The sequence below is a fragment of the Bradyrhizobium sp. WBOS07 genome, from assembly GCF_024585165.1.
Taxonomy (GTDB): domain Bacteria; phylum Pseudomonadota; class Alphaproteobacteria; order Rhizobiales; family Xanthobacteraceae; genus Bradyrhizobium; species Bradyrhizobium japonicum_B.
On record NZ_CP029008.1, the window covers coordinates 528,512 to 550,273 of the forward strand.

Below are 21,762 nucleotides of genomic sequence, written 5' to 3' on the forward strand. Positions count from 1 at the left end.
CGCCCCGCGCCGAGGCGACACTGAAGAATCACCAACGATGGATCAAATCCAGCCCAGGCTACGGAGCAGCATGTAGACAGCGACTGCGAATATGAGCGCCGCAAATACGGTGTTCAACGCACCCTTGCGGCCAGCAAGGGAGGTTGCGGAGCGGGCGCCGAGAAGCCCTCCAACAACGCCGCCGACGATGAACAGCCCTGCGAGAGACCAATCCACAAGGCCGGACACGGCGTAGTTGGCCGCAGTTGTCAGCCCGAACGCGGTCACCGCCAGGAGCGAGGAGCCAACCGCGTACAGGATCGGCATGCCGGTGGCAGCGATCAGCGCGGGCACGATCAGGAAGCCACCGCCGATCCCGAAGAAGCCGGACAAGGCGCCTGTGGCGAGGCCCAGGCCCACGAGCTTCGGAAGATTTTCCCGATTGAGTCTCACCGACGGCTCCCCCTCGCCGGAACGGCCCCTCAGCATCAGCGCGCCGACGACCATCATGACGATGGCGAACAAGGCGAGAAGATTCTGACCATCGATGATCTTGCCGAGAGTGGAGCCAAGAAAGGCACCGGCTATGCCAGCGAGCGCGAACACCGAGGCGCAGCGCCACTTCACGTTACCGGCGCGGACGTGGTTCGCCAGACTGGCGGCAGCGTTCGCCGCCACCGCGATGGCGCTGGTCCCGATCGCGACATGAGGATCCGCCACCCCGACCAGATAGATCAGGAGGGGGACGGCCAAAACCGAGCCGCCGCCTCCGACCAGCCCGAGCGAGAAGCCGACCAGCGAGCCGGAGGCGACGCCAAGCGCGCCTTGGGTCAGGGATAGCATCGTGCGTTCCTCAATTGCCATCAGGCAGCGACGGCACGTGGTAGTCCGGCAATGCCGGGGCGCTCACAGCTAGACGGCCATGCAACGGGGAGGCGACCGCCGCGACGATCGGTCCGGCACCGGCCTGCATTTGGCGTTGATCCCGCGGCTCAACGGCGACCGCCTTCAACCGGGAGCCCCGCCTTGCACCATGCGTCGAGCCCGCCTGCCACGATGAAAGCTTCGCAGCTTCGGTCCAGCTTCGACGCGAGCCGCGACGCGTTGATCTGTGTACGGGCGCCGCTCTTGCAGTGGAAAATGACCTGCTTGCCCTGATGCGCCGCAAGATCGGCCTGATCGAGCTTCGACAGAGGCAAGTTTCGAGCGCCCACGATCCGTTCGCGGGCATGTTCATCGGCTTCGCGGATATCAATGAGGATCGCGCCTTTCTCGACGAGATTGCGCGCTTGTGCGGGATTGATCGAGGGTAGCGACATTCCTGGCTCCTTTTGTTGATTTAGCGGCGTTTAGCTCTGACAGGCGCGCAAAACAGCCTGTAGAGCGTGGCGAAGAGCTGCTCGATGCGCGGATCGGCAATGCGATACCAGAGCGTTTGGCTCTCCCTTCGGAACGCGACGAGCCCCTCCTCGCGCATTTTCGCAAGGTGCTGGGACAGGGCCGATTGCGACAGGCCGACGGCTTCAGCGAGGGAACTGACGTTGTCCTCGCCGAATTCAACCAGTCTGCACAGAATCATCAACCGGCGCTCATTGGCGAGCGCCCGCAAGATGCCGGCAACCTCGACGGCCTGTTTCTCGAAAGTTTCCGGATCAAACGTCGGGGACGCCATCGGTCCATCTCTCTTACTTTAGATATTGCTTATTTAGAATTTGCTAATATATCCGTCAAGACCAATCTGACGCTGACATCGGGAGGTTCCAGACATGTCACGACCCATCATCCAATCATTCTTCGACGAACCGACCAACACGGTGAGCTACCTGGTCGCCGATCCCGCAACAAAGAAGGCCGCCATCATCGACCCGGTGCTCGACTATGACCACAGTTCGGGCGAGGCGGATACGCGATCCGTCGAGGCGATGCTGAAGGCCGCCGAAAATGCCGGCAACGCCATCGAATGGGTGCTGGAGACGCACGCGCACGCCGACCATCTCTCAGGCGCGCCGTTCATCAAGGCGAAGACCGGCGCGAAGATCGGCATCGGGGAGCACATCAAGGACGTCCAACGCATCTTCCGGCCGATCTTCAACGCCACCGACCTAAAGACCGACGGCAGCGACTTCGATCATCTGTTCCGCGACGGCGAGCGCTTCAGGATCGGCGAACTTGAGGTCGAGGTTCTCTATACGCCGGGGCACACCCCGGCGGACATCGCCTACAAGATCGAGGACGCCGTTTTCGTCGGCGACACTCTGTTCATGCCGGACTACGGCACCGCGCGCGCCGACTTCCCCGGCGGCGACGCTCACAAGCTCTACCGTTCGATCAAGCGGCTGCTGGCGCTGTCGCCGGAAACACGGCTGTTCATGTGTCACGATTACAAGGCCCCCGGCCGTGATGCGTTCGCGTGGGAGACCACGGTACGCGAGCAGCGCGAGAACAACGTCCACGTCAAAGACGGTGTATCCGAAGACGAATTCGTGGCGATGCGGCAGGCGCGCGACACCAAACTGTCGGCACCGAAGCTGCTGCTGCCTTCCATTCAGGTCAACATCCGCGCCGGCAAATTCCCGCCTGCCGAAGCCAATGGGGTGCGCTATCTCACGATCCCCGTGAAGCTGAAGGGCGGCGCGCAGACCTGCGTGTAGGTGGTCGCACCTGACGCCGCCTCTCGACAAGCGAGAGGCGAAGGCCGGACGCGCAACAATTCAGACGCCGGCCGTTAAAGCCGTGCGTCCTCGCCGCCGCGCTCAGCTGATGTTCAGCAGGATTCGCCCCGACGTGCCGCTGCGCATCAGGTCCAGCGCGTCGTTGACGTCGTCGAGCGCGAACTGGTGGGTCACGATGCCGCGGTAGTTCACCTTACCGGCGTCGCTGAGGCGAACGAGGCGCGGGATATCGCGCGCCGGCTGGCATTGCCCGCCTTCCGAGCCCTTCAGCACTTTCTCGAAGTGGAGCGGCAGCGTGTAGATCTCGGCCTTCTCGCGCGGCACGCCGACCAGGATGCAGCGGCCCTTCTTCGCGGTGATCTCGTAGGCGAGCTCGATCAGGTTCTTGACGCCGGTGGTCTCGACCACCTTGTCGGGTCCCTCAGTGCCGGTGATGGACCGGATTTCGGCGGCGACATCCTTGACCGCCTCGGAGTTGATGGTGTGGGTGGCGCCGAACTGCTTCGCCATTTCGAGCTTGTTGTCGAGGCGGTCGATCGCGATGACGGGATAGGCGCCGACCATCGCGGCAAACTGCACGATGTTCAATCCGACCCCGCCGACGCCGAACACCACCACGGCTTCGCCGATGGCGATCTGCGCATCGTTGTTGACGACGCCAAGCGCGGTCGTCACGGCGCACCCGAGCAGCGGCGCGCTGGTGCGGTCGATCGTATCAGGAACCGGCGTGACGCGATTTTCCGACACCACGGCATATTCGTTGAAGGTGGTGACCCAGCCGGCATTGAGGCGCTTGCCGCGCCAGGAATAGACCGGCGTGTTGGACTGGACGCCCTTGCCCGGCCGCCAATGCATGACGACGGTGTCGCCCCGCTTGCAGGAGACCACGCCCGGTCCGGTCTCGACGATCGTCGCCAGTGCCTCATGTCCCAACAAGTGCGGCAGGAACTTGTCGACGCCCTTGACCGCGTCGATCTCGTTGATCTGCGCGCCGCAGATGCTCGACGTATGCACGTGCGCGAGCACCTGGCCGTGTTCGAGCCTGTCCGGCAAGCTGAACTCGTCGACGATCAGCGGCTTGCCCGATTCGACGAGGATGGCCGCCTTGGCGGTCTTGATGTCCATGAGGAGCGCCCGATCACTCGAAATAGATGAATTCGTAGTCGCCGGTGTAACCGAGCTTGCCGTACAGCCAGATCCATTCCGAGGTGTGCAGAATGGACTCCGCCGTTAGCGCCCAGCATTCGAGGTTGTGCAGTTCGGCGACGGTCCGGTAGCCCTCGACCATGACGTACTTGTTCTTGCCGACCCGCTCGATCTCCTTGAGCGCCGCCTCGAGCTCGTAGAGCCGCAGATTGTGCAGGGTGCCAAGCGAGATAACGAGGTCGAAACTGTCGTCGCCGTACGGATAGATGTCCTGGGCGCGATAATTGAAGAGGTAGGGCTTCACCTGCTCATGCGCATTGGCAAGACCGTGCTTGGAGATATCGAAACCGACGACCTTCAAGCCCGGCAGGATCTTCTGCATCTCGTAGAGCAGGAAGCCCTTGCCGCAGCCGACGTCGAGAACGCTGGATCCGTCCTTCAGACCATAAGTCTCGATCAGCGCCTTGGCGACCGGCGCCCAGCGCCCCTCGATGAAGCGGTATCCCCCGTAGCCGAAGCGGCGGTCGCCGTCCCAATAATCGGCCTCGTATTCCCTCGCCTTCAGCGAGCAGCCGATCTTGTCGTCGTTCATGCGGGCCATGTAGTCGCGCTTGGTCGCCGTATGCAGTGGCGTCACGATATTCAGGAGTCGTCCCATTGAGTCCTCTGATTCCAGGCGCGTTGCGATTGTCGCGATTGGCCGGAGAGGCTCGGATCGCAACTTGCGAATCGCTTTAGCATCTAGGGACGCGATCATCATTGCTTCAGATCAATGACGTGGACTCCGGCGCCCGCGGCGCCGGCAGCCGGCCGCGGTTTCTGCCGCTGCGGCGACACGAAGACGCATGGAACAGAATGCGGGGCGCGGCGTTCGCCGCAAGGGAGCCTGTCATGCCGACCAAGCCGACCATCGCCCGCATCTGGCGCGGCCGAACCCGCCGCGAGCTTGCCGACGCCTACCAGGCCTATCTGCAGGCCGAGGGCATTCCGCCACTGCGCAAGACCGCGCTCGGCGTGCAGCAATTGCGCGAGGACCGCGACGAGGAGACGTGGTTCACGACCATTTCCTATTGGGCGGACATCGCAGCCATGACGGCTTTCACCAAGGGCGAGCCCACCAAGGTCCATCATCTCGCACGCGATGCGGAGTTCCTGATTGAGCTGCCGCAGCGCATCGAGATTCACCGCATCCTGATCGATGAACAGGGCCTACGGTAAAAAGATTGCGCTGGGGAATCTGAAGCTCACATCGCCGCCAAATTGGCGCTTGGTGGCAAGATCCAATCGCTCGCGGCTGTGCGGTTTCGCCGCAATGTCTCCGGCGGAATAAGTGATTATATCTGGCATGTCATGGCATATGTCGTCGACATAGACGCGCGCACCGCGCGCTTCGGTCTTCACGCCGGCCGCCTCCAAGCAGGCGGTTAGCCGGACGGTGCTTGCGCCGTCCGGGCTCTTTTCCAGCTTTCGTGACCTCTCCCTGCGAGGTCGTATTGAAGCAGAAGGAGTGTGCCGTGCTGCCTCTTCCAAAAATCGCGCTCGCCGCATCGGACTATCCCCGTCTCGAACAGCTCGCCCGCCACGCCGCCCAACGAGGTGATCTGGACGGGATCTTCCTCCTGGGCGAGATCAACCGCGCCGACATCGTGCCGGACGAAATGAACGATCTCGATTCCCGCGTGACTGTTGGATCATGGGTCACTTTTTGCACCAATTGGGGCGTTCCGCGCCGCACCGTGCAACTGGTCTGGCCCGAGGAGTGCTGGTCGGATCCCGCCCGCATCTCGATCCTGTCATCTCTGGGAGCGGCTTTGATCGGCCTGCAGGTCGGCGATCACATGCCGTACCTCGTCGCGGGGTGCCTGAACGTCGTCAGGGTTCAGAGCGTCACGCGATCAAACCCGAACGTGGTCAATCTGTTTCCGGCGGGTCGGCGCAGCACGCCGCTCGACGACGATCCCGGACCCACTGCAGCCTAGGAGACATCAAATGCACAATTTCGAAGCCGAGATTCGACGAGACCAGCCCGCGTTGCCGCCGATCAGGATCGCAGAGGACGATTCGCGGCGTTTGAGCTCGCTGGCGAATTCGACCATGGATCTGTTTCCCAATGTCGCCCAGTTTCTGGCTCGCGAGCTGGACCGCGCGACGGTCGCGGGAGAGAACGACTTGCGCGGCGTGGTCAGGATGGGCTCCAAAGTGACCTATCGCGACGACAAGGGTGCGAGCCGCGAGATCGTGCTGGTCTATCCGCACGAGGCCAACATCGCGCTCAGCCGGATCTCGATCCTGACTCCCGTCGGGGCGGCGCTAATCGGACTCTCGGTGGGACAGCGAATCGCGTTCGAGACGCCGGACAAGCGTATCAGAGGATTGACCGTCCTGGCTGTCTCCGAATCAGAAATGATCGACAGACCCGATCGAGCATGATTCTCTCGAAATAGCGGGCGCGCCGCTCCGGATGCGCCCCTTTGCGAGGGTGACCTGCCGCACGGATTGACGGACGACCTGGAAGTTGCTCCTCAAAGTCGCTCCTGGAGTTGCTGCAGCACAACGAATTCGCTTCCGAGCCTCGCTACCATGTTCCGGCAGGCGAACTCACGGGGGCGACGAGGGGGTCGGCGCCGTCAGGGAACCCCCCGTCGCCCGTCGCAATTGACCCTCGTCAGGCACGACAAGGAAACAGCCATGAAGAACATCAGTGCCGGTCAGATCGCTCTGCTGGTTGCCCTCGGGGCCATGTTGATCCTCACGGGCGTCTGGGGATTTTCGGTCTGGGATTCCAGCAGCGGCGTCGAGATGGGAAAGCACGGCTGGATCGCGCTTGGCCTCGGAGCGTTCTTCTCATTGCTGATCGGCTGCGGGCTGATGGCGCTGATGTTCTTCAGCAGCCGCAGCGGTCACGATGATGTCGCCGATCCCTTCCGCCGGCGGAACGGCGAGGACAAGTAGCGGCACGTCGGCCATCATCCTTACCCATTATTCATTTTCCGCGACCGTCTGTCGCTGATCCCGCGCTGAAGGAACGGAGCGGGCAAGCGGCCGTTGCTCCGGTATCCTCAACAACATGGAGCCCGACATGACAATGCGCAGAACTTTCGTCGCCCTCGCGGCCGCTGGAGCGATGCTCTCGACAGCAGCTTCGCCGGTGCTCGCGGCGCCCTTGCCGATCGCGAATCCGGGTGCTGACTCCGGCGTGCAGCAGGTGCAGTACCGGCATGGACACGGGCATCGGCATGGCCATTACGGGCATCATCACGGTGGGAACGGCGCAGCCGTCCTCGGCGGCCTTGCGGCCGGTGCAATCATCGGCGGCGCAATCGCCAGCAGCCAGGCTCAGGCCAACGCCACGTCCTACTGTGCCCAGCGCTATCGCTCCTACGATCCCGGCTCAGGAACTTATCTGGGTCACGACGGCCTGCGTCACCCCTGCCCGTAACGCGCGCATGAGCCTTCGGCAGCCTCCTCGCTCTGAGAGAGGCTGCCGACCTTCGGCAAGGGCTTGCGATTCATTCAAAGGCGAAACAAGCGCATCCCGCGCGTCTATTGCACCTCGATATTCGCGTCCTTGATCAGCTTGCGCCAGCGTTCCTCCTCCTGGGCGACATAACGATCGAGCTGTTCCGGGGCGCTGCCGACCATGATGAGGCCTTCGTTCGCCTCCAGCTTCTTGAAGGCACCGGACTGAACCGCCTTTGCGATGGCTTGATTGAGACGCGCGATCACCGGAGCGGGCGTCCTGGCCGGAGCATACAATCCGTACCAGGATTCGGCGGCGTAGCCGGGCACCCCGGCCTCGGCGACGGTGGGCAATTGCGGAAACGCCGCTGAACGCTCGGCGGATGTGACGGCGAGCGCCCGGAGCTGACCTGCAGCCACCAGTGAGGCCGCACTTGCCACCGTGGTGAACATCACGTCGATCTGCCCGCCCAGGAGATCGCTGATCGCCGGCGCCGCGCCCTTGTAGGGCACCGCCGTCATCTTGACCTTCGCCATCGCATTGAACAGCTCGCCGGCGAGATGCGCCGAGGTGCCGGTGCCGAAGGTTCCGAAATTGAGCTTGCCGGGATTGGCCTTGGCCTCCGCGATCAAATCCGAGATCGAGTTGATCTTGGATGCCGGGTTGACCACGACGATGTTGAAGGAGCGCGCGATCAGCGAGATCGCCGCGAAATCCTTGTGCGGATCGAACGGCAGCTTGTTGTAGAGGCTCGGATTGACCGCGTGGGCGAAAGTCGCCATCAGCAGCGAATAGCCGTCAGGTTCGCTGCTCGCCACCGTCTGGGTTCCGATAATGGTCCCGGCGCCCGGCTTATTCTCGATGATGACAGACTTGCCGAGATCCCCCTGGATCTCCTGCGCTGTGGTTCGCGCCATGATGTCGGTGCCGCCGCCGGCCGCGAAGGGCACCACGATCTTGACGATCTTGTCGGGATATTCCGCGCGCGCCGGCGTCAGTCCGAGCCCTGCGAAGATCGCACAGGAGAGAATGACGAGACCTCGCCAGTGCCGCACGGCGGGAGCTTTCCCACCAGCTTCGTCGTGCTTGATGATATTGCCAATGGCCATCTGGAGATCCCTCCGGTTTTGCTCAGACATTGAGAACAACCAATCCGTCCGCTGCCTTCACGCCCTGGCCCGCCGGCAGCACGAACACCGGATTGATCTCCGCTTCGGAAAGCCGATCACCGAGCTGCGCGACCATGCGCGAGAACGCAACGACCGCGGCTGCGAGCGCTTCGACATCGCATGCCGGCCGGCCGCGAAAGCCGTCCAGCAACGGCCATGTGACGAGATCGCGCGCCATCGCCCGCGCCTCGGACAGATCGAGGCCGCCGTTCGGCGGAAGCAGACGCATCGTGGTGTCCTTGAACAATTCGGCCGCGACGCCGCCCATGCCGAGAAGGATCGCGGTTCCCAGCGAATCGCGATGCATTCCGAGAATGATTTCGACGCCACCTGAAATCATCTCCTGAACCAGGAATTGATCGGGCCGCTTCCCGGTCCTGGCCTCGACGTCATCGGCCATCGCCGTCAGGCGGCCGCCGATCGCGTCAGTGGTCAGATTGACCGCGACGCCGCCGACATCGCTCTTGTGCGCGATCTCGCGCGAGAGGATCTTGAGCACGGCCCGGTCACCGAGGCTGCGCGCCGCCTGTTCCGCTTCGCGCGCGGTTGCGACCACTTTCTCCGCTACGACGGGAATCCCAAAGCGGGCGAACAGCGCCTTGGCCTGTGCTTCATCGAGCGATCCGGCCGGCAAATCGCCGGCATCAACGATCGTCAGGGACGGGGTGGCTGTCTGGACCTGCTCCGGCCTTGCGGCCCGCAACAGCCCATCGAGCGCAGCGGTGCAACTCTCGGCGGAGGTATAGGCGGGGACACCGTGCCGCGTGAGGACGGAGACGACCTCGGGCGCATAGGGACTGACATAGGCAATGACCGGCTTGTCGCTGAGCGGCAGGCAGTCGTGGATGGCGTCGGCCATCAGGGCCGGCGATCCCACGGCCGACGAGCCGGCAATGACCACCAGCGCGTCATAGGACGGACTTGCGAGCAGGATGCGGATGGCGCCGCGCAGCAGCTCCGGCTGCAGGCCGGCCAGGGTCACGTCGATCGGATTGCGATCGAGATTGGCGTGCGAGCCCGACTGCAAGGCCCGCAATTGCGCCGCCGTCTCCGCATCGGGTGCTGGTGTCGTAAAACCGGCGACGCCGAGACTGTCTGATACGATCGTGCCGGCACCGCCGGTCGAGGTGAGGATCGCAACGCGCCGGCCGGAGAGTTTCCGTCCCGCGGCAAGGACGGCGGGAATGTCGAGCAGGTCTTCGAACGTCCTGGCGCGGATCACGCCGAGCTGCCGGAACAAGGCGTCGTACATGCGGTCGGAGCCGGCCAGCGCGCCGGTGTGCGAGACGGCCGCCTGCGCGCCCGCCTCCGATCGCCCGATCTTGAAGGCGACGATGGGCTTGCCGGCGCGGCGCGCCCTCAGGACCGCCTCCCGAAAGCGAAGCGGATTGCGGATCGCCTCGATGTAGAGTGCAATGACTCTGGTCGCATCGTCTTCAGCGAGGACGTCGATGAAGTCGGCAAGTTCGAGATCGGCCTCGTTGCTGGTCGACACCAGCTTGGACAACCCAATTCCGCGTGCGGCGGCGCGCGACAACACCGCACCGAGAATCCCCCCGCTTTGCGAGATCAGCCCGATGGCCCCCGCCGGGAAGCGATCCATCGCCAGCGCGCCCGACGCCGACAGCACGATATTGTCGGTGAGATTGACGAGGCCGATCGTGTTCGGCCCGAGGATCCGCATCGACCCCGCGGCCTGCATGAGCTGATGCTGGCGCGCGGCACCCTCTGCCCCTGTTTCGGTGAAGCCGCTGGCAAGAACGATTGCCGCGGCAGCGCCCCGCTCGGACAATTCGCGCACTGCGATATGCGCGCGCTCGGCGCCGAGCAGAACAAGGCCGACGTCAGGCACATCAGGCAGCGAGGCGACATCCGCGTAGCATTTGAGGCCGCCGATCTCTCCGACCTTCGGATTGACGGGATAGATCTCACCCGCAAAGCCGTGCTTCTGGAGATAGGACACCGGTCGGCCCGACGTCTTCGTCGGATCCGCCGATGCACCGATGATTGCGATGCTGCGCGGCCGGATCAGGCGTTCGATCGCGCTCATCGCTCACTCCTTCGCGGAGGATTGCGCGAGGAACGCCGCCACGGCTTCGCGGTGTTCCGCGCTGGTGTAGCAGATGGCCTGCGCCTGGCTGCCGAGATTGAAGATATCGTGCGCGGAATGCTCGAAGGTCTCGTTCAAGATCTTCTTGCTCAGCGCCAGCGCGGTGGGAGACCCCTGAGCCAGCTCGGCCGCCCAGGCCTGCGCGGCCGGCAGCAGCTCGGCCGAGGCCACCTTGCGATCGACGATGCCGAGCGCGAGCGCCTCGTCGGCCTCGACGATTCGGCCCGTGAAGATCAGCTCCTTGGCCTTCGCGAGCCCGACCCGGCGCGGCAGGAAATACAGCCCGCCGCCGTCGGGGATCAAACCGCGCTTGATGTAGGACCAGGTGAATTTCGAGCGTTCCGTGGCCATGACGAAGTCGCAGGCCAGCGCGGTATCCGCACCTAAGCCCGCAGCGGCGCCGTTGACGGCGGCAATGGTCGGCTTCGGCAGGCCGAGCAGCAACGACTGCACGTGGTGCACGCCCTGCTGGCGGCTCCAGCCGTTAAAGGCGACCTCACCCTGCGGCGCCTCGAGCCGGCGCTTCATGCCGCTGATGTCGCCGCCGGCACAGAAGGCGTTGCCGCGTCCGGTCAGCACCAGAGCTTTGATGGACCTGTCGCGCGCCACGGTGTCGAGCGCGCTGAGAAACTCGGCGCGCATCTCGTCGCTCATGGCGTTGCGCCGTTCCGGGCGGTTGAAGGCGATGGTCGCGATGGCGGCTTCGACGGAAAATTCGATGAGCTGATAGGACATGGCGTTTCCTCGTCAAGCCCGCGCGGCCGGGCATTCTTCTTCCCCCAGCTGATAGCGGCTTGCCCCCGCCGGAGCATCCGCTTAATTCCACTCAGTGGAAATGTTGGCGGAGCTGGGCAAGATGCAGGCGCGCAGATATGCGGGCGGGGTTGACGGCAACCGGTCGCTCGAACGAGGGATCGAGATCCTCCGGGCGTTCCGTCCCGGCGTCGACACGCTGGGCAACGGCGAGATCGCGGAGCGATGCGGCCTGCCGCGATCGACGGTCAGCCGGCTGACACGAACGCTGGTCAATTCCGGCATGCTCGACGAAGTCCGCAGCGAGCGGGCCTACCGCCTGGCCGCGTCGGTCGTCAGCATCGGCCACGCGATGCGGACGGGATCACCCGTTCTCAACGCGATCGGGCCGATGATGCGGGCCGAATCGGCGAGGCGCCGGCTCAACGTCGGGCTAGCGACCGCGGATCGCACCATGATGGTCTATCTGGAATCGATCCGCTACAGCACGCGCGCGGCGCTGCGCAACGTGGTCGCCGGCCAGCAGGTCCCGATGGAGTTGACGTCGCTCGGCCGCGCCTACCTCGCCGGTATTGCAGAGGCCGAGCGCGAGCGGTTGCTGAAGCAGTTCAAGCGGCGCAGCACGGCCGCCACCAGGGCGCTGCTCGCGGACGTCAGGAGATCGATCGGCTCCGTCGAACGCGACGGCTATTGCGCCGTGTCCTGGCAGCCCGCCGTGCTCGCCGTCGCAACGCCCATCGTGCTGCCCGGGCTTCCGGTCTACGCCCTCAACATGAGCCTGCAGAATGTCGACCGGTCCGATGCGCTGGCGAGCGAACTCGGCGCGTACCTCAACGCCTTTGCAGCGAAGTGCAAGGACGTGCTGGCGGGCTGAACCGACGCCCCTACAGCTTTCCATAGACTCGCGCGGCGACCGCCTTGAGGCGCTCGACCGAGCCGGACTCCGGATGCGGCTTGACCGGCGCGAACAGGATCGAAGCCTGCCTGCCGTTCTTCCAGACGTAGATATTGACGGCGTTGCCGTTGCCCTTGGTGCAGGAATGCTCGCCGAACGCTTCAGCGCCGAGCTCGGGTATCGCCACGTGCTTGCAGGGACCCGCGCGCTTCATCATGCCGATGGCGGTGTCGCGCGAGGTCGCGATCACCGCGATGGTCATGGTGTTGGCCTCGCGGTCGAACATCATGCAGCTGCCCGCGCCGGTCCGCTGCACCGTCAGCGTGCTCGCGTCGAGAAAGCCGTCGGCATCGGCGGCCGTGAGCCACTCGCAATTGCCGAAGCGCTCGCTGCTCTTGCTCACGCTTCCGACGGCAATGCGCGCGGCTTCGGTGAGCGGTCCGAGCAGCGCATCGTCGGCACGCCGGCCGGTCGGATAGACGGTGAGCTGGAGAATGTAGTCGCCCGACAAGGCGACGACCGAGGCCTCCTGGCGCTCCGCGCCGGCGGCGCTCGTACCGCCCCGGCCTTCGTCGCCGATCCCCGTCACTGCGCTCAGCTTCATGCGCTCGGCCAGCGTCTTGACGAAGGTGGCGTACAATTCCCTGGCACGGTCTTTGTCGGGATTGCGGAACACGGAGAGCATCATCGTGTCGCCGCGCCCGGCCTGGTAGATGCAGCCGCGGCCGTCCTGATTGGAGATCAGCGACCATTTGAGCGCCGGCATCGCGCGGGCGAGCTCCTGGGCGCTGATGAACGGGCAGGTTTCCGCCGCGCGCGCGGGGAGCAGCGAAGCGGCTGCGATTCCAAGGAACAAGACGAGGCGGGAGAAGAGATGATGGATAGTGCGCATCGGACGAACTTACTATCGAAACGGCGCGCCCGACGAGATGAAACTGAGAAGCTACACAAAATCCTGTTACGCAGCCCCCGGTGCCTTCGCCACCGTCAGGTCCATTAGGAACTGCTCCATGAGCGGCTTGTTGCCAAACCGGCGATAGGAACGCTCTGCCTCCAGCGAAAATGTCGGTTGGGCCGCTACCAGGTTTGCCATCGTCAGCTGCGCCGCTGCGATGTCGCCGCGCCGCCCTAATAGCGCAGCCTGGATGAGCAGGCAGTTGGCATCGCGCGGCGCCCTTACAAGGCATTCGGAGATCACGGCGGCCGACTCGTCGCGACGATCAGCGGCGTAAAGGGCCTGGCCATGCACATAGGCGTAATATTCCGGCGCCATGGGATGAAGGCGACGTGCCCGCTCGGCATTGGCAACGGCGTCCGCGTAGTCCCCGAAACGGACTTGCGCTTTTGCCAATGCCATCATGCTATCCGGGTCATTGGGATTCAGTTCGACGGCGCGCTTGGCGGCCTGCAAGCCGCCCGCATAGTCGCCCTGCACCGCCAGCCCGAAGCTGATCACCTGATAGCCGAGCGAGAGATTGGGATCGAGGCGCACAGCCTGGCGCGCTTCGCTGAGACCTAGTTCCAGCTCATGCGCTGTCGCCCGGCCGTTCGACCTCCTGGCCACATCCGCGATGTAAGTGAGAGCCAAGCCCGCACGGGCGGTGGCATAGGCCGGGTCCATTTCCAGCGCGCGCTGATACATGCCGCGTGCCTCCACAAGTGCTTCCGCATCCTGGACGCCATGCCGGTATCGATGACGAGCCCGCAGGAGAAGATCGTAAGCCTGAAGGTTGTCGGTCGGACGTTGCGCGGCAGCAATGGCTTCACTTCGGCCGATATACGGCGCGAGCTGGGCGACGATTTCCGTGGTCAGCTCGCTTTGTACCGTGAAGACGTCGGCAACCTGCCTGTCGAAGCTGCGCGACCAAAGGTGCGCGCCCGATTTCACGTCGATCAGCTGCGCCGAGACGCGAAGCCGGTCCCCCTCGCGGCGCGCGCTGCCTTCTACCACGTAGGAAACGCCCAGCTTTGCCCCGAGCTTGCGCATATCGCTTTCTTGCCCGCGCACGGCATAGGTGGAGTCGCGCGCGATGATCTGAAGCTCGGAGTTCCTTGCGAGCGCCGTGGTCACATCCTCGGTCAGCCCGTCTGCAAAGTACGACTGGTCGCCGCCCATGGCCGCAAAGGGCATGACCGCAACTGACGGCCGCGGGTCGGCGCGGGTCTGGTCGAACAACAGGGCGGCCGGGAGCCGGCTGACCATTGCCGCCAGGGAAAGCGGTTGGATTTGGGTGCCGATGAGGACAAGGGCTATTGCGGCGACGCCATACGACCAGCGCGCAGCGGTGCCGTGTAGAACGCGCGGGATTTTTCGCCAGCGAGACCACGAGGATTGCGCGCGCCGTACCCGGTAGACATTAAGACGCTCGGGAATGTTTTTGGCGCGCCTGCGGCCCACACGCGCGAACACCTCGCCGCGATTGCGGTCTGCGGCCATGACGACAGCGCCGCTGACAAAGATGCTGCCGGGATCGGCCATCGCCTCAAGCCGTGTGGCGACATTGACGCCGTCGCCGTACATATCGCCATTATCCTCGATGACATCACCGAGGTTGATGCCTATGCGCAGCTCAAACGGGGCGTTGTCGAACCCATGCTGGATGGCAGTGCCCGCATCAACGGCTTCGTTGACGCTGGGAAACATTGCCAGAAAGCCGTCCCCGGTCATCTTGAAGATGCGTCCGCCATGCTGCGCGACCGTGGGCTCGATCAGATTGTCGAAGACCGTGCGCAGCTCTTTATAGGTGGAGGCCTCGTTTTCGGCCATCATCAGGCTGTAGCTGACGATGTCGGCGGCCATGATCGCGGCGAGCTTGCGTTCCATCAACGGTTTCCCTGTGCAGGGGCCAAGCACGAACTGGCATTGCGGACATTCGACGCCAGCTTGAAACTAAACCGTCCGACCCGCATGCGGGTATCAACACAGCTCATATGTGCGTGAGTGACGAGCCCCCTCCCGGCGGCGTCCAGGCAGCGGCCCTCCGCGCATACGGCTGATCCTGAGTTTCCCTGCGGGTTCCCAGGGAGGAGAAACGGCGGCTGCTAACGTTCGCAGCTCCATACCGACGCGGCGCGCAGGGGAACGCTTCGAACGTCCCCCGCCGATATGCGCAGGTTGATGCTCCATCCACACAATGAGCGGCTGCAGCTCATGGTGGTGAGGCCGGCGCCGGATCAACGCCGGGCCGACGTCACTGCCCCTGATATTCGGCCCAGCAATCCGCCGTTTCATAGACGCGGACTGCTGAGAGCTGCGAGAGGCTCGGCTGCAACCGGTCCCAGATCCAGATCGCGATGTTCTCGGCGGTCGGGTTCTCCAGCCCTTTGACCTCGTTCAGGCAGCGGTGGTCCAGCGCCTCCAGGATGTCGGCGAAGCACTTTTCGATATCGAAGAAATCGGCGACGAAGCCGGTGTGCGGGTCGACCGGCCCGTCCAGCTGGACCTCGACCCGGTAGGAATGTCCATGCAGCCGGCGGCATCGATGGGTCTCGGGCACGTTCGGCAGCCGATGCGCCGCCTCGAACTTGAACGCCTGCGATATCTTCATTCCGCTCCTCACACGGCGAAGCCATCCGGTCTCGGCCCGTCTGGCGACCAGATGCTGCTTTGTCCTGACCTTCGTCGAAGAATGGCGCGCCCGGAACGATTCGAACGTCCGACCCTCAGATTCGTAGTCTGATGCTCTATCCAGCTGAGCTACGGGCGCGTGTTTCGCAAACAGCGCGGGCATAGCCCGCGACGCAGCCCCCGGCGGAGCCGGAGGGGGTGCGAAAGAGCGCTCTGACTAACCGCTCTTGTCCCGATTGGCAAGGTCCGGGATGGGGAGATTTTTGCGGATCTTCACTCATCTCCCGTCATCCCGGGGCGACGCGAAGCGGCGAGCCCGGAATCCATAACCACCAGCCGGGGTTATGGATTCCGGGCCTGGCCCTTCGGGCCATCCCGAAATGACGGAAGCAGTGAAATTGCCGCCCACTCGGCCGCTGGCCGACTAGGCCCGCTGCCGCTCGTTGCGGATGGAGAGCAGCTCCACGGGGCGGTCGGGGATGACGATGCGGAAGGTGGCGCCGATGGTGCCTTCGACCAGGTGGATCTCGCCGCCATGGGCGCGAACCAGCTCGGCGGCGATGGCAAGGCCAAGGCCGCTGCCGCCGGGGCGGCCCGAGGTCTGGAACGCCTCGAACAGGCGCTCCCGCGTCTTCGGGGGCACGCCGGGACCGGTGTCGGAGACCTCGAGAATCGCCACCGCGCCTTCGCGCTTTCCGGTGATCCGGATCTGCTGCGGACCGCCGTCGCCGGTGGAATGACTTTCCAGCGCCTGGGCGGCGTTGCGGACGAGGTTGAGCAGAACCCGGAACAGCTGGTCGGGATCGGCATCGACCGCCAGCCCGCGCTCAATTGCGGCAACCCAGGCGATCGAGGCGTCGGAGGCGAGGCCTGCGGTCTCGCGCACCTCCAGCACGACCGGCTCGATCAGGATCATGCGGCGGTCGGGCGCGGCCTCCTGGGCACGGCCGTAGGACAGCGTGGACTGGCAGAAGGCGATGGCACGCTCGAGCGAGCGCACCAGCTTGGGCGCAAAGCGCTGCACCCGGGGATCCGGCACGCTGGCGAGCTGGTCCGACAGCAGCTGGGCCGAGGCCAGCAGGTTGCGCAGATCGTGGTTGATCTTGGACACGGCCAGACCGAGGGCGGCGAGCCGGCTCTTCTGATGCAGCATCGACATCAGATCGCGCTGCATGTCCGACAATTCACGCTCGGCGACCCCGATCTCGTCGCTGCGTTGGCTCGGCACGATGATTCCCGCCGAGCTTTCGGGATTCTCGTGGAAGCCGACCAGGCTCGCGGTCAGCCGCCGCATCGGACGCACGAAGAGATAATGAAGCGCGAGATAGACGAGGCCGGCGGTCAGCGCCGCGATGATCAGCGCGACCACCACGAGGTTGCGGGAGAAACGGTACATCTGCTGCCGCAGCGGCAGCTCGTCGGTGACGACCTCCATGAACTGGGCCGTGCCGACACCGGGCCCGACGATCCGGATGGCCTGGTTGCCGGTCTCCAGCATCATCCGGAACGAGCCGGTGATCGCCTCCCATGCCGTCATGTCGCGCAGGTCGATGTCATGCTCGATGGTGGCGGGAAGGTTGTCGCTGGCGAGCAGTCGGCGCTGCTGGCCCATCTTGATGGCAACCGCGCGGGCATTGATGCTCTTGAGGATCTGGCGCGACAGCGAATCGGGAACCATGCCGAGCGGCGCGGCATCCAGCACCAGCGCCGCCGTGTTGGCCGCCGCGACGCGGTCGTTCAGCCGGTTGACCCAGAAATTGGCAATGGCGGGCACATAGAGCAGGACCGCCGCGATCATCACCAGGGGAACGGTCAGGAGCAGCAGCTTGCCCGACAGCCCGAGGCCGCCGCGGGAGCGCATCACCGGCTGCTCCGGCTGATCCTGATCCTGGATCGGCTGGCGGTCTGTCGCTGCCACGAAAATCGCCCTCGCTGCCTGGCGGGTGAAGGATTGGCGGTAGAAGGATGCGACCCGAGCCCGGTTCGGTCAAATTACAGATCGCTAATCTGCCGAGGTGGGATGTAGGCGCTGATATCGCTACTCGCCACCTCAAGGGTTAAAAACCCCGCACAAACAGCGATATTCACGAAAATCGCGCGCTTGTGCGGCGTTGACGAAAACAAGGCGCTCGCTTATAAGCCGCGCAAATTGTCCGCGATGACCCGGTGCGACACCGGGAGCGGCTCTCTTGGGGCCGGAAAAGGGCCCGTTTTGGGCCGCATCTTCCGGACTTTACCATCAATTCTACAGGCAAATTGCCCGGTCAGCGGAGAAAAACCCGTGAAGCGGACTTATCAACCCAGCAAACTGGTGCGCAAGCGCCGTCACGGTTTCCGTGCCCGTCTCGCCACTGCCGGCGGCCGCAAGGTTCTCGCCGCCCGCCGCGCGCGCGGTCGCAAGCGTCTGAGCGCCTGAGCCAGACCCCCTTTTGGGATTTCATCATGGATCGGCTGAGGCAGCGGGCGGATTTCCTCGCCGTTGCCAATGGCGCGCGGGTGAACAATCCTGCGTTCGTCCTGCAAAGCCTTGACCGTCGAAGTCTTGCCCGCGATGACGACGGCCCGGTCCGGATCGGCTTCACCGTCACCAAAAAGAACGGCAACGCCCCCGAGCGCAATCGCATCCGGCGCCGGCTTCGCGAATTGGTGAAGCGGCTCGATCCGGTATCGATGCAACCCCATCATGATTATGTGCTGGTCGGCCGAAGGGACGCGCTCTCGCGCCCCTTCGCGACCATGCTCGACGATCTGCGCATAGCGTTCACGAAGCCCGCGCGGCATACGGCCAAAGCGCGCGGCCACAGGCCGGGTCCCTCCGCAGCGACCAGCCGCAAACCAGATTGATGACGAGACAATCGAGATGACCGACAATCGTAACACCATCCTCGCCGTCATTCTGTCCGGCCTTGTGCTGATCGCGTGGCAATATTTCTACAACGTGCCGCAGATGGAGAAGCAGCGCGCCCAGCAGCAGACGCAGGCCGAGCTGCAGAAAGGCAGCACGCCCCAGCCGAGCGCGTCCGCGACGCCAGGCGGCGCGCCGGCGACGCCCGGCAGCGCGCCGCAGCCCGGCGCGGCCCAGCCGTCGACGCCGGCGGTGAACCAGGTCCAGCCGGTCGTCGCCCGCGAGACCGCCATTGCAGCCAGCCCGCGCGTGAAGATCGAGACGCCGCGGATCGTCGGCAGCATCTCGCTGAAGGGCGGCCGCATCGACGACATCGCGCTGGTGCAATATCGCGAGACGGTCGATCCGAAATCGCCGCCGATCGTCCTCTATTCGCCCTCGGGCACGGCGGAGCCCTATTACGCCGAATTCGGCTGGGTTGCGGCGACGGGCGTGACGGCGAAGATGCCGGATGCGCAGACCGTCTGGCAGCAGGAGGGCAGCGGCAGCCTGACGCCGTCGACGCCCGTGCTCCTGAAATGGGACAATGGCGACGGCCTCACCTTCCGCCGCACTATCGCCGTCGACGACCATTATCTTTTCACGGTCAAGGACGAGGTCAACAACGTCGGCAATGCGCCTGTCACGCTCTATCCGTTCGCGCTGATCTCGCGCCACGGCGCGCCGCAAGTTTCCGGCTATTACATCCTGCATGAAGGCCTGATCGGCTATCTCGGCGACGAGAAGCTGAAGGAATATGCCTACAAGCAGGTCGACGAAGCCAAGCAGGTGAACTTCAACAACGTCACCAATGGCTGGCTCGGCATCACCGACAAGTACTGGGCCTCGGCGCTGCTGCCCGACACCAATGCGCGCCTGCAGGCGCGGTTCTCGTCGAACCCCGTCGGCAAGGTTCACACCTATCAGACCGACTATCTGCTCGACCCCGTCACGGTCGCGATCGGCGGCACCGCGACGGCGAACGCGCGGCTGTTCGCCGGCGCCAAGGAAGCCGGCGTGGTCGGCATCAACTTCCCGCTCGCCGGCCATGGCGGCTACAACAAGGAGCTCGGCCTCAACCATTTCGATTTGCTGATCGACTGGGGCTGGTTCCACTTCCTCACCAAGCCGATGTTCCTCGGCCTCGACTTCTTCTTCCGCTTCTTCGGCAATTTCGGCATCTCGATCCTGCTCGTCACCGTGATCGTGAAGCTGTTGTTCTTCCCGCTGGCGAACAAGTCCTACGCCTCGATGGCGAAGATGAAGTCGGTCCAGCCGCAGCTGCTGGCGCTGAAGGAGCGCTACCCCGACGACAAGGTGAAGCAGCAGCAGGAGATGATGGAGATCTACCGCAAGGAGAAGATCAATCCGGTCGCCGGCTGTCTGCCCGTGCTGATCCAGATCCCGGTGTTCTTCGCGCTCTACAAGGTGCTGTTCGTCACCATCGAGATGCGGCACGCGCCGTTCTACGGCTGGATCAAGGACCTCTCGGCGCCGGATCCGACCAACCTGTTCAACCTGTTCGGACTGATCCCGTTCGATCCGACCACGATTCCGGTGTTCGGCCATTACCTCGCGCTCGGCATCTGGCCGATCATCATGGGCATCACGATGTGGTTCCAGATGAAGCTGAACCCGACGCCGCCGGATCCGACGCAGCAGATCATCTTCAACTGGATGCCGCTGATCTTCACCTTCATGCTGGCGGGCTTCCCCGCGGGCCTCGTGATCTACTGGGCCTGGAACAATCTGCTCTCGGTGGTCCAGCAGAGCTACATCATGCGCCGCAACGGCGTGAAGGTGGAGCTGTTCGACAATCTCAAGGCGACGTTCGCGCGGAAGGCGACGTAGGTCTCCGTCAGCAGGTGTCCGCTCACGTCATGCGGCCACCATGCCTCCACATCGTCATGCCCGGGCTCGTCCCGGGCATCCACGTTTTGGAAGCGCGCCCAGTCACAAGACGTGGATGACCGGGACGAGCCCGGCCATGACGAAAGGATAGAGTCTTCGCATGACCGACGACAAAGATGCGAAGCTGATCGAGGCCGGGCGCAAGCTGTTCGCGCGCGACTGGCAGTTCATCTGGGCCTCGCCCTCGATCCAGACGCTGCCGCCGATGGCGGGGCTGGAGGTCGCCTTTGCCGGCCGCTCCAATGTCGGCAAGTCGAGCCTGATCAACGCGCTCACGGGGCGCAACGCGCTGGCGCGCACCTCGCACACGCCGGGCCGCACCCAGGAGCTGATCTTCTTCGAGGTCCCCGGGAAGACCGACCTGCGTCTCGTCGACATGCCCGGCTACGGCTATGCCAAGGCGCCGAAGAGCCAGGTCGCGTCCTGGACCGAGCTGATCCACAAATTCCTGCTCGGACGCGCCAGCCTTGCCCGCGTCTACGTGCTGATCGACGCGCGCCATGGACTGAAGGACGTCGATCTCGAAGTGCTGGACACGCTCGACCGCTCCGCCGTCAGCTACCAGATCGTGCTGACCAAGGCCGATCAGGTGAAGGCGTCCGAGCTACAGGCGCGCATCGCCGAGACCGAGGCCGCGCTGGCCAAGCATCCGGCCGCGTTCCCGAACGTGCTCGCGACATCGTCGCGCAGCTCGACCGGCATGGAGAGCCTGCGCGCCGCGATGGCGAAGCTCTTGGAAGAGCGGAGCAAGTAATGCCGGCCCATCGCCTCCTGATCGGGCTTGCCGGATTGATGGGCGCCGCCGGCGTCGCGCTGGCCGCGGCCTCCGCGCACGGCGCGGATGCGAGCCGGCTTGCCACGGCGAGCGCCATGCTGCTGTTTCACGCAACGGCCATCCTTGCGACCACGGCGCTGCTCGCGCGCGGCCTTCTGCATGGCGGAATTGGCCTCGTCGCCGCATTCGGCCTCGCGAGCGGCGCCGCGTTGTTCGCGGGCGACCTCACCTTGCGGCAATATGCCGGACACGCGCTGTTTCCCTATGCGGCGCCGACCGGCGGAACGGTGATGATCGCGGGCTGGCTGGCGCTGACGCTTGCGGCGGTGACGACGAAGCGCTGACCTCGTAGCCCGGATGGAGCGAAGCGCAATCCGGGGCCGGTGTGTCTGCGGTAGGAATCCCGGATTTCGCTTCGCTCCATCCGGGCTACATATCAG

The 21,762-nt window shown here is 64.5% G+C and carries 25 protein-coding genes and 1 tRNA gene; 12 read left to right on the forward strand and 14 right to left on the reverse strand.

The window, feature by feature from the left end; genetic code table 11:
- Positions 1-42: 42 nt before the first annotated feature.
- The 3 genes from DCM79_RS02470 to DCM79_RS02480 form a co-directional block, all read right to left on the reverse strand.
- Positions 43-822, reverse strand: a complete 780-nt coding sequence (locus tag DCM79_RS02470) for a sulfite exporter TauE/SafE family protein (protein ID WP_257178483.1) — start codon at positions 820-822, stop codon at positions 43-45.
- Between the two features lie 149 nt (positions 823-971).
- Positions 972-1,298 (reverse strand): rhodanese-like domain-containing protein, encoded by a 327-nt coding sequence (locus DCM79_RS02475; protein ID WP_257178484.1) that lies wholly within the window; start codon positions 1,296-1,298, stop codon positions 972-974.
- 20 nt (positions 1,299-1,318) lie between these two features.
- Positions 1,319-1,651: a helix-turn-helix transcriptional regulator gene (locus tag DCM79_RS02480; protein WP_028138816.1), complete on the reverse strand. Its 333-nt coding sequence runs from the start codon at positions 1,649-1,651 to the stop codon at positions 1,319-1,321.
- Positions 1,652-1,745: 94 nt separating this feature from the next.
- Between DCM79_RS02480 and DCM79_RS02485 the strand changes: the two genes are divergently transcribed.
- Positions 1,746-2,630, forward strand: coding sequence for an MBL fold metallo-hydrolase (locus tag DCM79_RS02485; RefSeq protein ID WP_257178485.1), 885 nt, complete (start codon positions 1,746-1,748; stop codon positions 2,628-2,630).
- A gap of 102 nt (positions 2,631-2,732) precedes the next feature.
- On the opposite strand, the gene DCM79_RS02490 is transcribed toward DCM79_RS02485, so the two are convergent.
- Together DCM79_RS02490 and DCM79_RS02495 are read right to left on the reverse strand one after the other, a co-directional pair.
- Entirely contained in the window at positions 2,733-3,776 is a 1,044-nt protein-coding gene (locus DCM79_RS02490; protein WP_257178486.1) for a zinc-binding dehydrogenase, read from the reverse strand.
- Between the two features lie 13 nt (positions 3,777-3,789).
- On the reverse strand, positions 3,790-4,455 hold the full coding sequence (locus tag DCM79_RS02495) for a class I SAM-dependent methyltransferase (protein ID WP_028138822.1): 666 nt from the start codon (positions 4,453-4,455) through the stop codon (positions 3,790-3,792).
- 233 nt (positions 4,456-4,688) lie between these two features.
- On the opposite strand from DCM79_RS02495, the gene DCM79_RS02500 reads away from it, so the two are divergent.
- Positions 4,689-5,015, forward strand: coding sequence for a hypothetical protein (locus DCM79_RS02500; RefSeq protein WP_257178487.1), 327 nt, complete (start codon positions 4,689-4,691; stop codon positions 5,013-5,015).
- Here DCM79_RS02500 and DCM79_RS02505 read toward each other — a convergent pair.
- Positions 5,007-5,198: a hypothetical protein gene (locus tag DCM79_RS02505; RefSeq protein ID WP_257178488.1), complete on the reverse strand. Its 192-nt coding sequence runs from the start codon at positions 5,196-5,198 to the stop codon at positions 5,007-5,009. The two genes, DCM79_RS02500 and DCM79_RS02505, sit on opposite strands and share 9 nt — an antisense overlap.
- Positions 5,199-5,311: 113 nt before the next feature.
- On the opposite strand from DCM79_RS02505, the gene DCM79_RS02510 reads away from it, so the two are divergent.
- From DCM79_RS02510 to DCM79_RS02525, 4 genes are all read left to right on the forward strand, one after another.
- Entirely contained in the window at positions 5,312-5,776 is a 465-nt protein-coding gene (locus DCM79_RS02510; RefSeq protein ID WP_257178489.1) for a GreA/GreB family elongation factor, read from the forward strand.
- Between the two features lie 10 nt (positions 5,777-5,786).
- Positions 5,787-6,227 carry a nucleoside diphosphate kinase regulator gene (gene rnk, locus DCM79_RS02515; RefSeq protein WP_257178490.1) on the forward strand — a complete coding sequence of 147 codons (441 nt, stop codon included), beginning with the start codon at positions 5,787-5,789 and terminating at the stop codon, positions 6,225-6,227.
- 258 nt (positions 6,228-6,485) lie between these two features.
- Positions 6,486-6,749: a hypothetical protein gene (locus DCM79_RS02520; RefSeq protein WP_257178491.1), complete on the forward strand. Its 264-nt coding sequence runs from the start codon at positions 6,486-6,488 to the stop codon at positions 6,747-6,749.
- 127 nt (positions 6,750-6,876) lie between these two features.
- Positions 6,877-7,236, forward strand: coding sequence for a BA14K family protein (locus DCM79_RS02525; RefSeq protein ID WP_257178492.1), 360 nt, complete (start codon positions 6,877-6,879; stop codon positions 7,234-7,236).
- A 104-nt stretch (positions 7,237-7,340) separates the two neighbouring features.
- Here DCM79_RS02525 and DCM79_RS02530 read toward each other — a convergent pair whose 3' ends face one another.
- Genes DCM79_RS02530 through DCM79_RS02540 form a run of 3 tightly spaced genes read right to left on the reverse strand, consistent with a single transcriptional unit; the run spans position 7,341 to position 11,271 of the window.
- The gene (locus DCM79_RS02530) at positions 7,341-8,366 is read right to left on the reverse strand and encodes a tripartite tricarboxylate transporter substrate binding protein (protein WP_257178493.1); all 1,026 of its coding nucleotides are present in this window, start codon (positions 8,364-8,366) and stop codon (positions 7,341-7,343) included.
- 22 nt (positions 8,367-8,388) lie between these two features.
- Positions 8,389-10,476: an acetate--CoA ligase family protein gene (locus DCM79_RS02535; protein ID WP_257178494.1), complete on the reverse strand. Its 2,088-nt coding sequence runs from the start codon at positions 10,474-10,476 to the stop codon at positions 8,389-8,391.
- A 3-nt stretch (positions 10,477-10,479) separates the two neighbouring features.
- Positions 10,480-11,271: an enoyl-CoA hydratase/isomerase family protein gene (locus DCM79_RS02540; protein ID WP_257178495.1), complete on the reverse strand. Its 792-nt coding sequence runs from the start codon at positions 11,269-11,271 to the stop codon at positions 10,480-10,482.
- A gap of 121 nt (positions 11,272-11,392) precedes the next feature.
- Here DCM79_RS02540 and DCM79_RS02545 point away from each other — a divergent pair, with 121 nt between their 5' ends.
- Positions 11,393-12,163 (forward strand): IclR family transcriptional regulator, encoded by a 771-nt coding sequence (locus DCM79_RS02545; RefSeq protein WP_257178496.1) that lies wholly within the window; start codon positions 11,393-11,395, stop codon positions 12,161-12,163.
- A gap of 10 nt (positions 12,164-12,173) precedes the next feature.
- Here the strand turns inward: DCM79_RS02545 and DCM79_RS02550 are convergent, their stop codons facing one another.
- From DCM79_RS02550 to DCM79_RS02570, 5 genes are all read right to left on the reverse strand, one after another.
- Positions 12,174-13,076, reverse strand: coding sequence for a hypothetical protein (locus tag DCM79_RS02550; protein ID WP_257178497.1), 903 nt, complete (start codon positions 13,074-13,076; stop codon positions 12,174-12,176).
- Between the two features lie 66 nt (positions 13,077-13,142).
- Positions 13,143-15,008: an adenylate/guanylate cyclase domain-containing protein gene (locus DCM79_RS02555; RefSeq protein WP_257178498.1), complete on the reverse strand. Its 1,866-nt coding sequence runs from the start codon at positions 15,006-15,008 to the stop codon at positions 13,143-13,145.
- Positions 15,009-15,375: 367 nt separating this feature from the next.
- A complete protein-coding gene (gene queD, locus DCM79_RS02560) occupies positions 15,376-15,732 on the reverse strand; it encodes a 6-carboxytetrahydropterin synthase QueD (RefSeq protein ID WP_257178499.1) in 357 nt (118 codons plus the stop codon).
- An 82-nt stretch (positions 15,733-15,814) separates the two neighbouring features.
- Positions 15,815-15,891, reverse strand: a tRNA-Arg gene (locus tag DCM79_RS02565).
- 285 nt (positions 15,892-16,176) lie between these two features.
- Entirely contained in the window at positions 16,177-17,670 is a 1,494-nt protein-coding gene (locus DCM79_RS02570; RefSeq protein WP_257178500.1) for a HAMP domain-containing sensor histidine kinase, read from the reverse strand.
- A gap of 363 nt (positions 17,671-18,033) precedes the next feature.
- On the opposite strand from DCM79_RS02570, the gene rpmH reads away from it, so the two are divergent.
- From rpmH to DCM79_RS02595, 5 genes are all read left to right on the forward strand, one after another.
- The gene (gene rpmH, locus DCM79_RS02575) at positions 18,034-18,168 is read left to right on the forward strand and encodes a 50S ribosomal protein L34 (protein ID WP_008542748.1); all 135 of its coding nucleotides are present in this window, start codon (positions 18,034-18,036) and stop codon (positions 18,166-18,168) included.
- Between the two features lie 26 nt (positions 18,169-18,194).
- Positions 18,195-18,596, forward strand: coding sequence for a ribonuclease P protein component (gene rnpA, locus DCM79_RS02580; protein WP_257178501.1), 402 nt, complete (start codon positions 18,195-18,197; stop codon positions 18,594-18,596).
- A 16-nt stretch (positions 18,597-18,612) separates the two neighbouring features.
- Positions 18,613-20,487, forward strand: a complete 1,875-nt coding sequence (gene yidC, locus DCM79_RS02585) for a membrane protein insertase YidC (protein WP_257178502.1) — start codon at positions 18,613-18,615, stop codon at positions 20,485-20,487.
- 160 nt (positions 20,488-20,647) lie between these two features.
- Positions 20,648-21,301, forward strand: a complete 654-nt coding sequence (yihA, locus tag DCM79_RS02590; RefSeq protein WP_257178503.1) for a ribosome biogenesis GTP-binding protein YihA/YsxC — start codon at positions 20,648-20,650, stop codon at positions 21,299-21,301.
- Positions 21,301-21,666 carry a DUF423 domain-containing protein gene (locus DCM79_RS02595; RefSeq protein WP_257178504.1) on the forward strand — a complete coding sequence of 122 codons (366 nt, stop codon included), beginning with the start codon at positions 21,301-21,303 and terminating at the stop codon, positions 21,664-21,666. The genes yihA and DCM79_RS02595 overlap by 1 nt, the downstream gene beginning before the upstream one ends.
- Positions 21,667-21,762 lie beyond the last annotated feature (96 nt).

What these genes read in the sequence shown, in the direction of transcription:
- DCM79_RS02530 (WP_257178493.1), bottom strand. Translation starts at nt 8,366, where the DNA reads ATGGCCATTGGCAATATCATCAAGCACGACGAAGCTGGTGGGAAAGCT.
- DCM79_RS02480 (WP_028138816.1), bottom strand. Translation starts at nt 1,651, where the DNA reads ATGGCGTCCCCGACGTTTGATCCGGAAACTTTCGAGAAACAGGCCGTC.
- DCM79_RS02475 (WP_257178484.1), bottom strand. Translation starts at nt 1,298, where the DNA reads ATGTCGCTACCCTCGATCAATCCCGCACAAGCGCGCAATCTCGTCGAG.
- rnk (WP_257178490.1), top strand. Translation starts at nt 5,787, where the DNA reads ATGCACAATTTCGAAGCCGAGATTCGACGAGACCAGCCCGCGTTGCCG.
- queD (WP_257178499.1), bottom strand. Translation starts at nt 15,732, where the DNA reads ATGAAGATATCGCAGGCGTTCAAGTTCGAGGCGGCGCATCGGCTGCCG.
- DCM79_RS02555 (WP_257178498.1), bottom strand. Translation starts at nt 15,008, where the DNA reads ATGGAACGCAAGCTCGCCGCGATCATGGCCGCCGACATCGTCAGCTAC.
- DCM79_RS02485 (WP_257178485.1), top strand. Translation starts at nt 1,746, where the DNA reads ATGTCACGACCCATCATCCAATCATTCTTCGACGAACCGACCAACACG.
- DCM79_RS02595 (WP_257178504.1), top strand. Translation starts at nt 21,301, where the DNA reads ATGCCGGCCCATCGCCTCCTGATCGGGCTTGCCGGATTGATGGGCGCC.
- DCM79_RS02520 (WP_257178491.1), top strand. Translation starts at nt 6,486, where the DNA reads ATGAAGAACATCAGTGCCGGTCAGATCGCTCTGCTGGTTGCCCTCGGG.
- DCM79_RS02550 (WP_257178497.1), bottom strand. Translation starts at nt 13,076, where the DNA reads ATGCGCACTATCCATCATCTCTTCTCCCGCCTCGTCTTGTTCCTTGGA.
- DCM79_RS02495 (WP_028138822.1), bottom strand. Translation starts at nt 4,455, where the DNA reads ATGGGACGACTCCTGAATATCGTGACGCCACTGCATACGGCGACCAAG.
- DCM79_RS02540 (WP_257178495.1), bottom strand. Translation starts at nt 11,271, where the DNA reads ATGTCCTATCAGCTCATCGAATTTTCCGTCGAAGCCGCCATCGCGACC.
- DCM79_RS02535 (WP_257178494.1), bottom strand. Translation starts at nt 10,476, where the DNA reads ATGAGCGCGATCGAACGCCTGATCCGGCCGCGCAGCATCGCAATCATC.
- yihA (WP_257178503.1), top strand. Translation starts at nt 20,648, where the DNA reads ATGACCGACGACAAAGATGCGAAGCTGATCGAGGCCGGGCGCAAGCTG.
- yidC (WP_257178502.1), top strand. Translation starts at nt 18,613, where the DNA reads ATGACCGACAATCGTAACACCATCCTCGCCGTCATTCTGTCCGGCCTT.
- DCM79_RS02525 (WP_257178492.1), top strand. Translation starts at nt 6,877, where the DNA reads ATGACAATGCGCAGAACTTTCGTCGCCCTCGCGGCCGCTGGAGCGATG.
- DCM79_RS02470 (WP_257178483.1), bottom strand. Translation starts at nt 822, where the DNA reads ATGCTATCCCTGACCCAAGGCGCGCTTGGCGTCGCCTCCGGCTCGCTG.
- DCM79_RS02500 (WP_257178487.1), top strand. Translation starts at nt 4,689, where the DNA reads ATGCCGACCAAGCCGACCATCGCCCGCATCTGGCGCGGCCGAACCCGC.
- rnpA (WP_257178501.1), top strand. Translation starts at nt 18,195, where the DNA reads ATGGATCGGCTGAGGCAGCGGGCGGATTTCCTCGCCGTTGCCAATGGC.
- DCM79_RS02545 (WP_257178496.1), top strand. Translation starts at nt 11,393, where the DNA reads ATGCAGGCGCGCAGATATGCGGGCGGGGTTGACGGCAACCGGTCGCTC.
- DCM79_RS02490 (WP_257178486.1), bottom strand. Translation starts at nt 3,776, where the DNA reads ATGGACATCAAGACCGCCAAGGCGGCCATCCTCGTCGAATCGGGCAAG.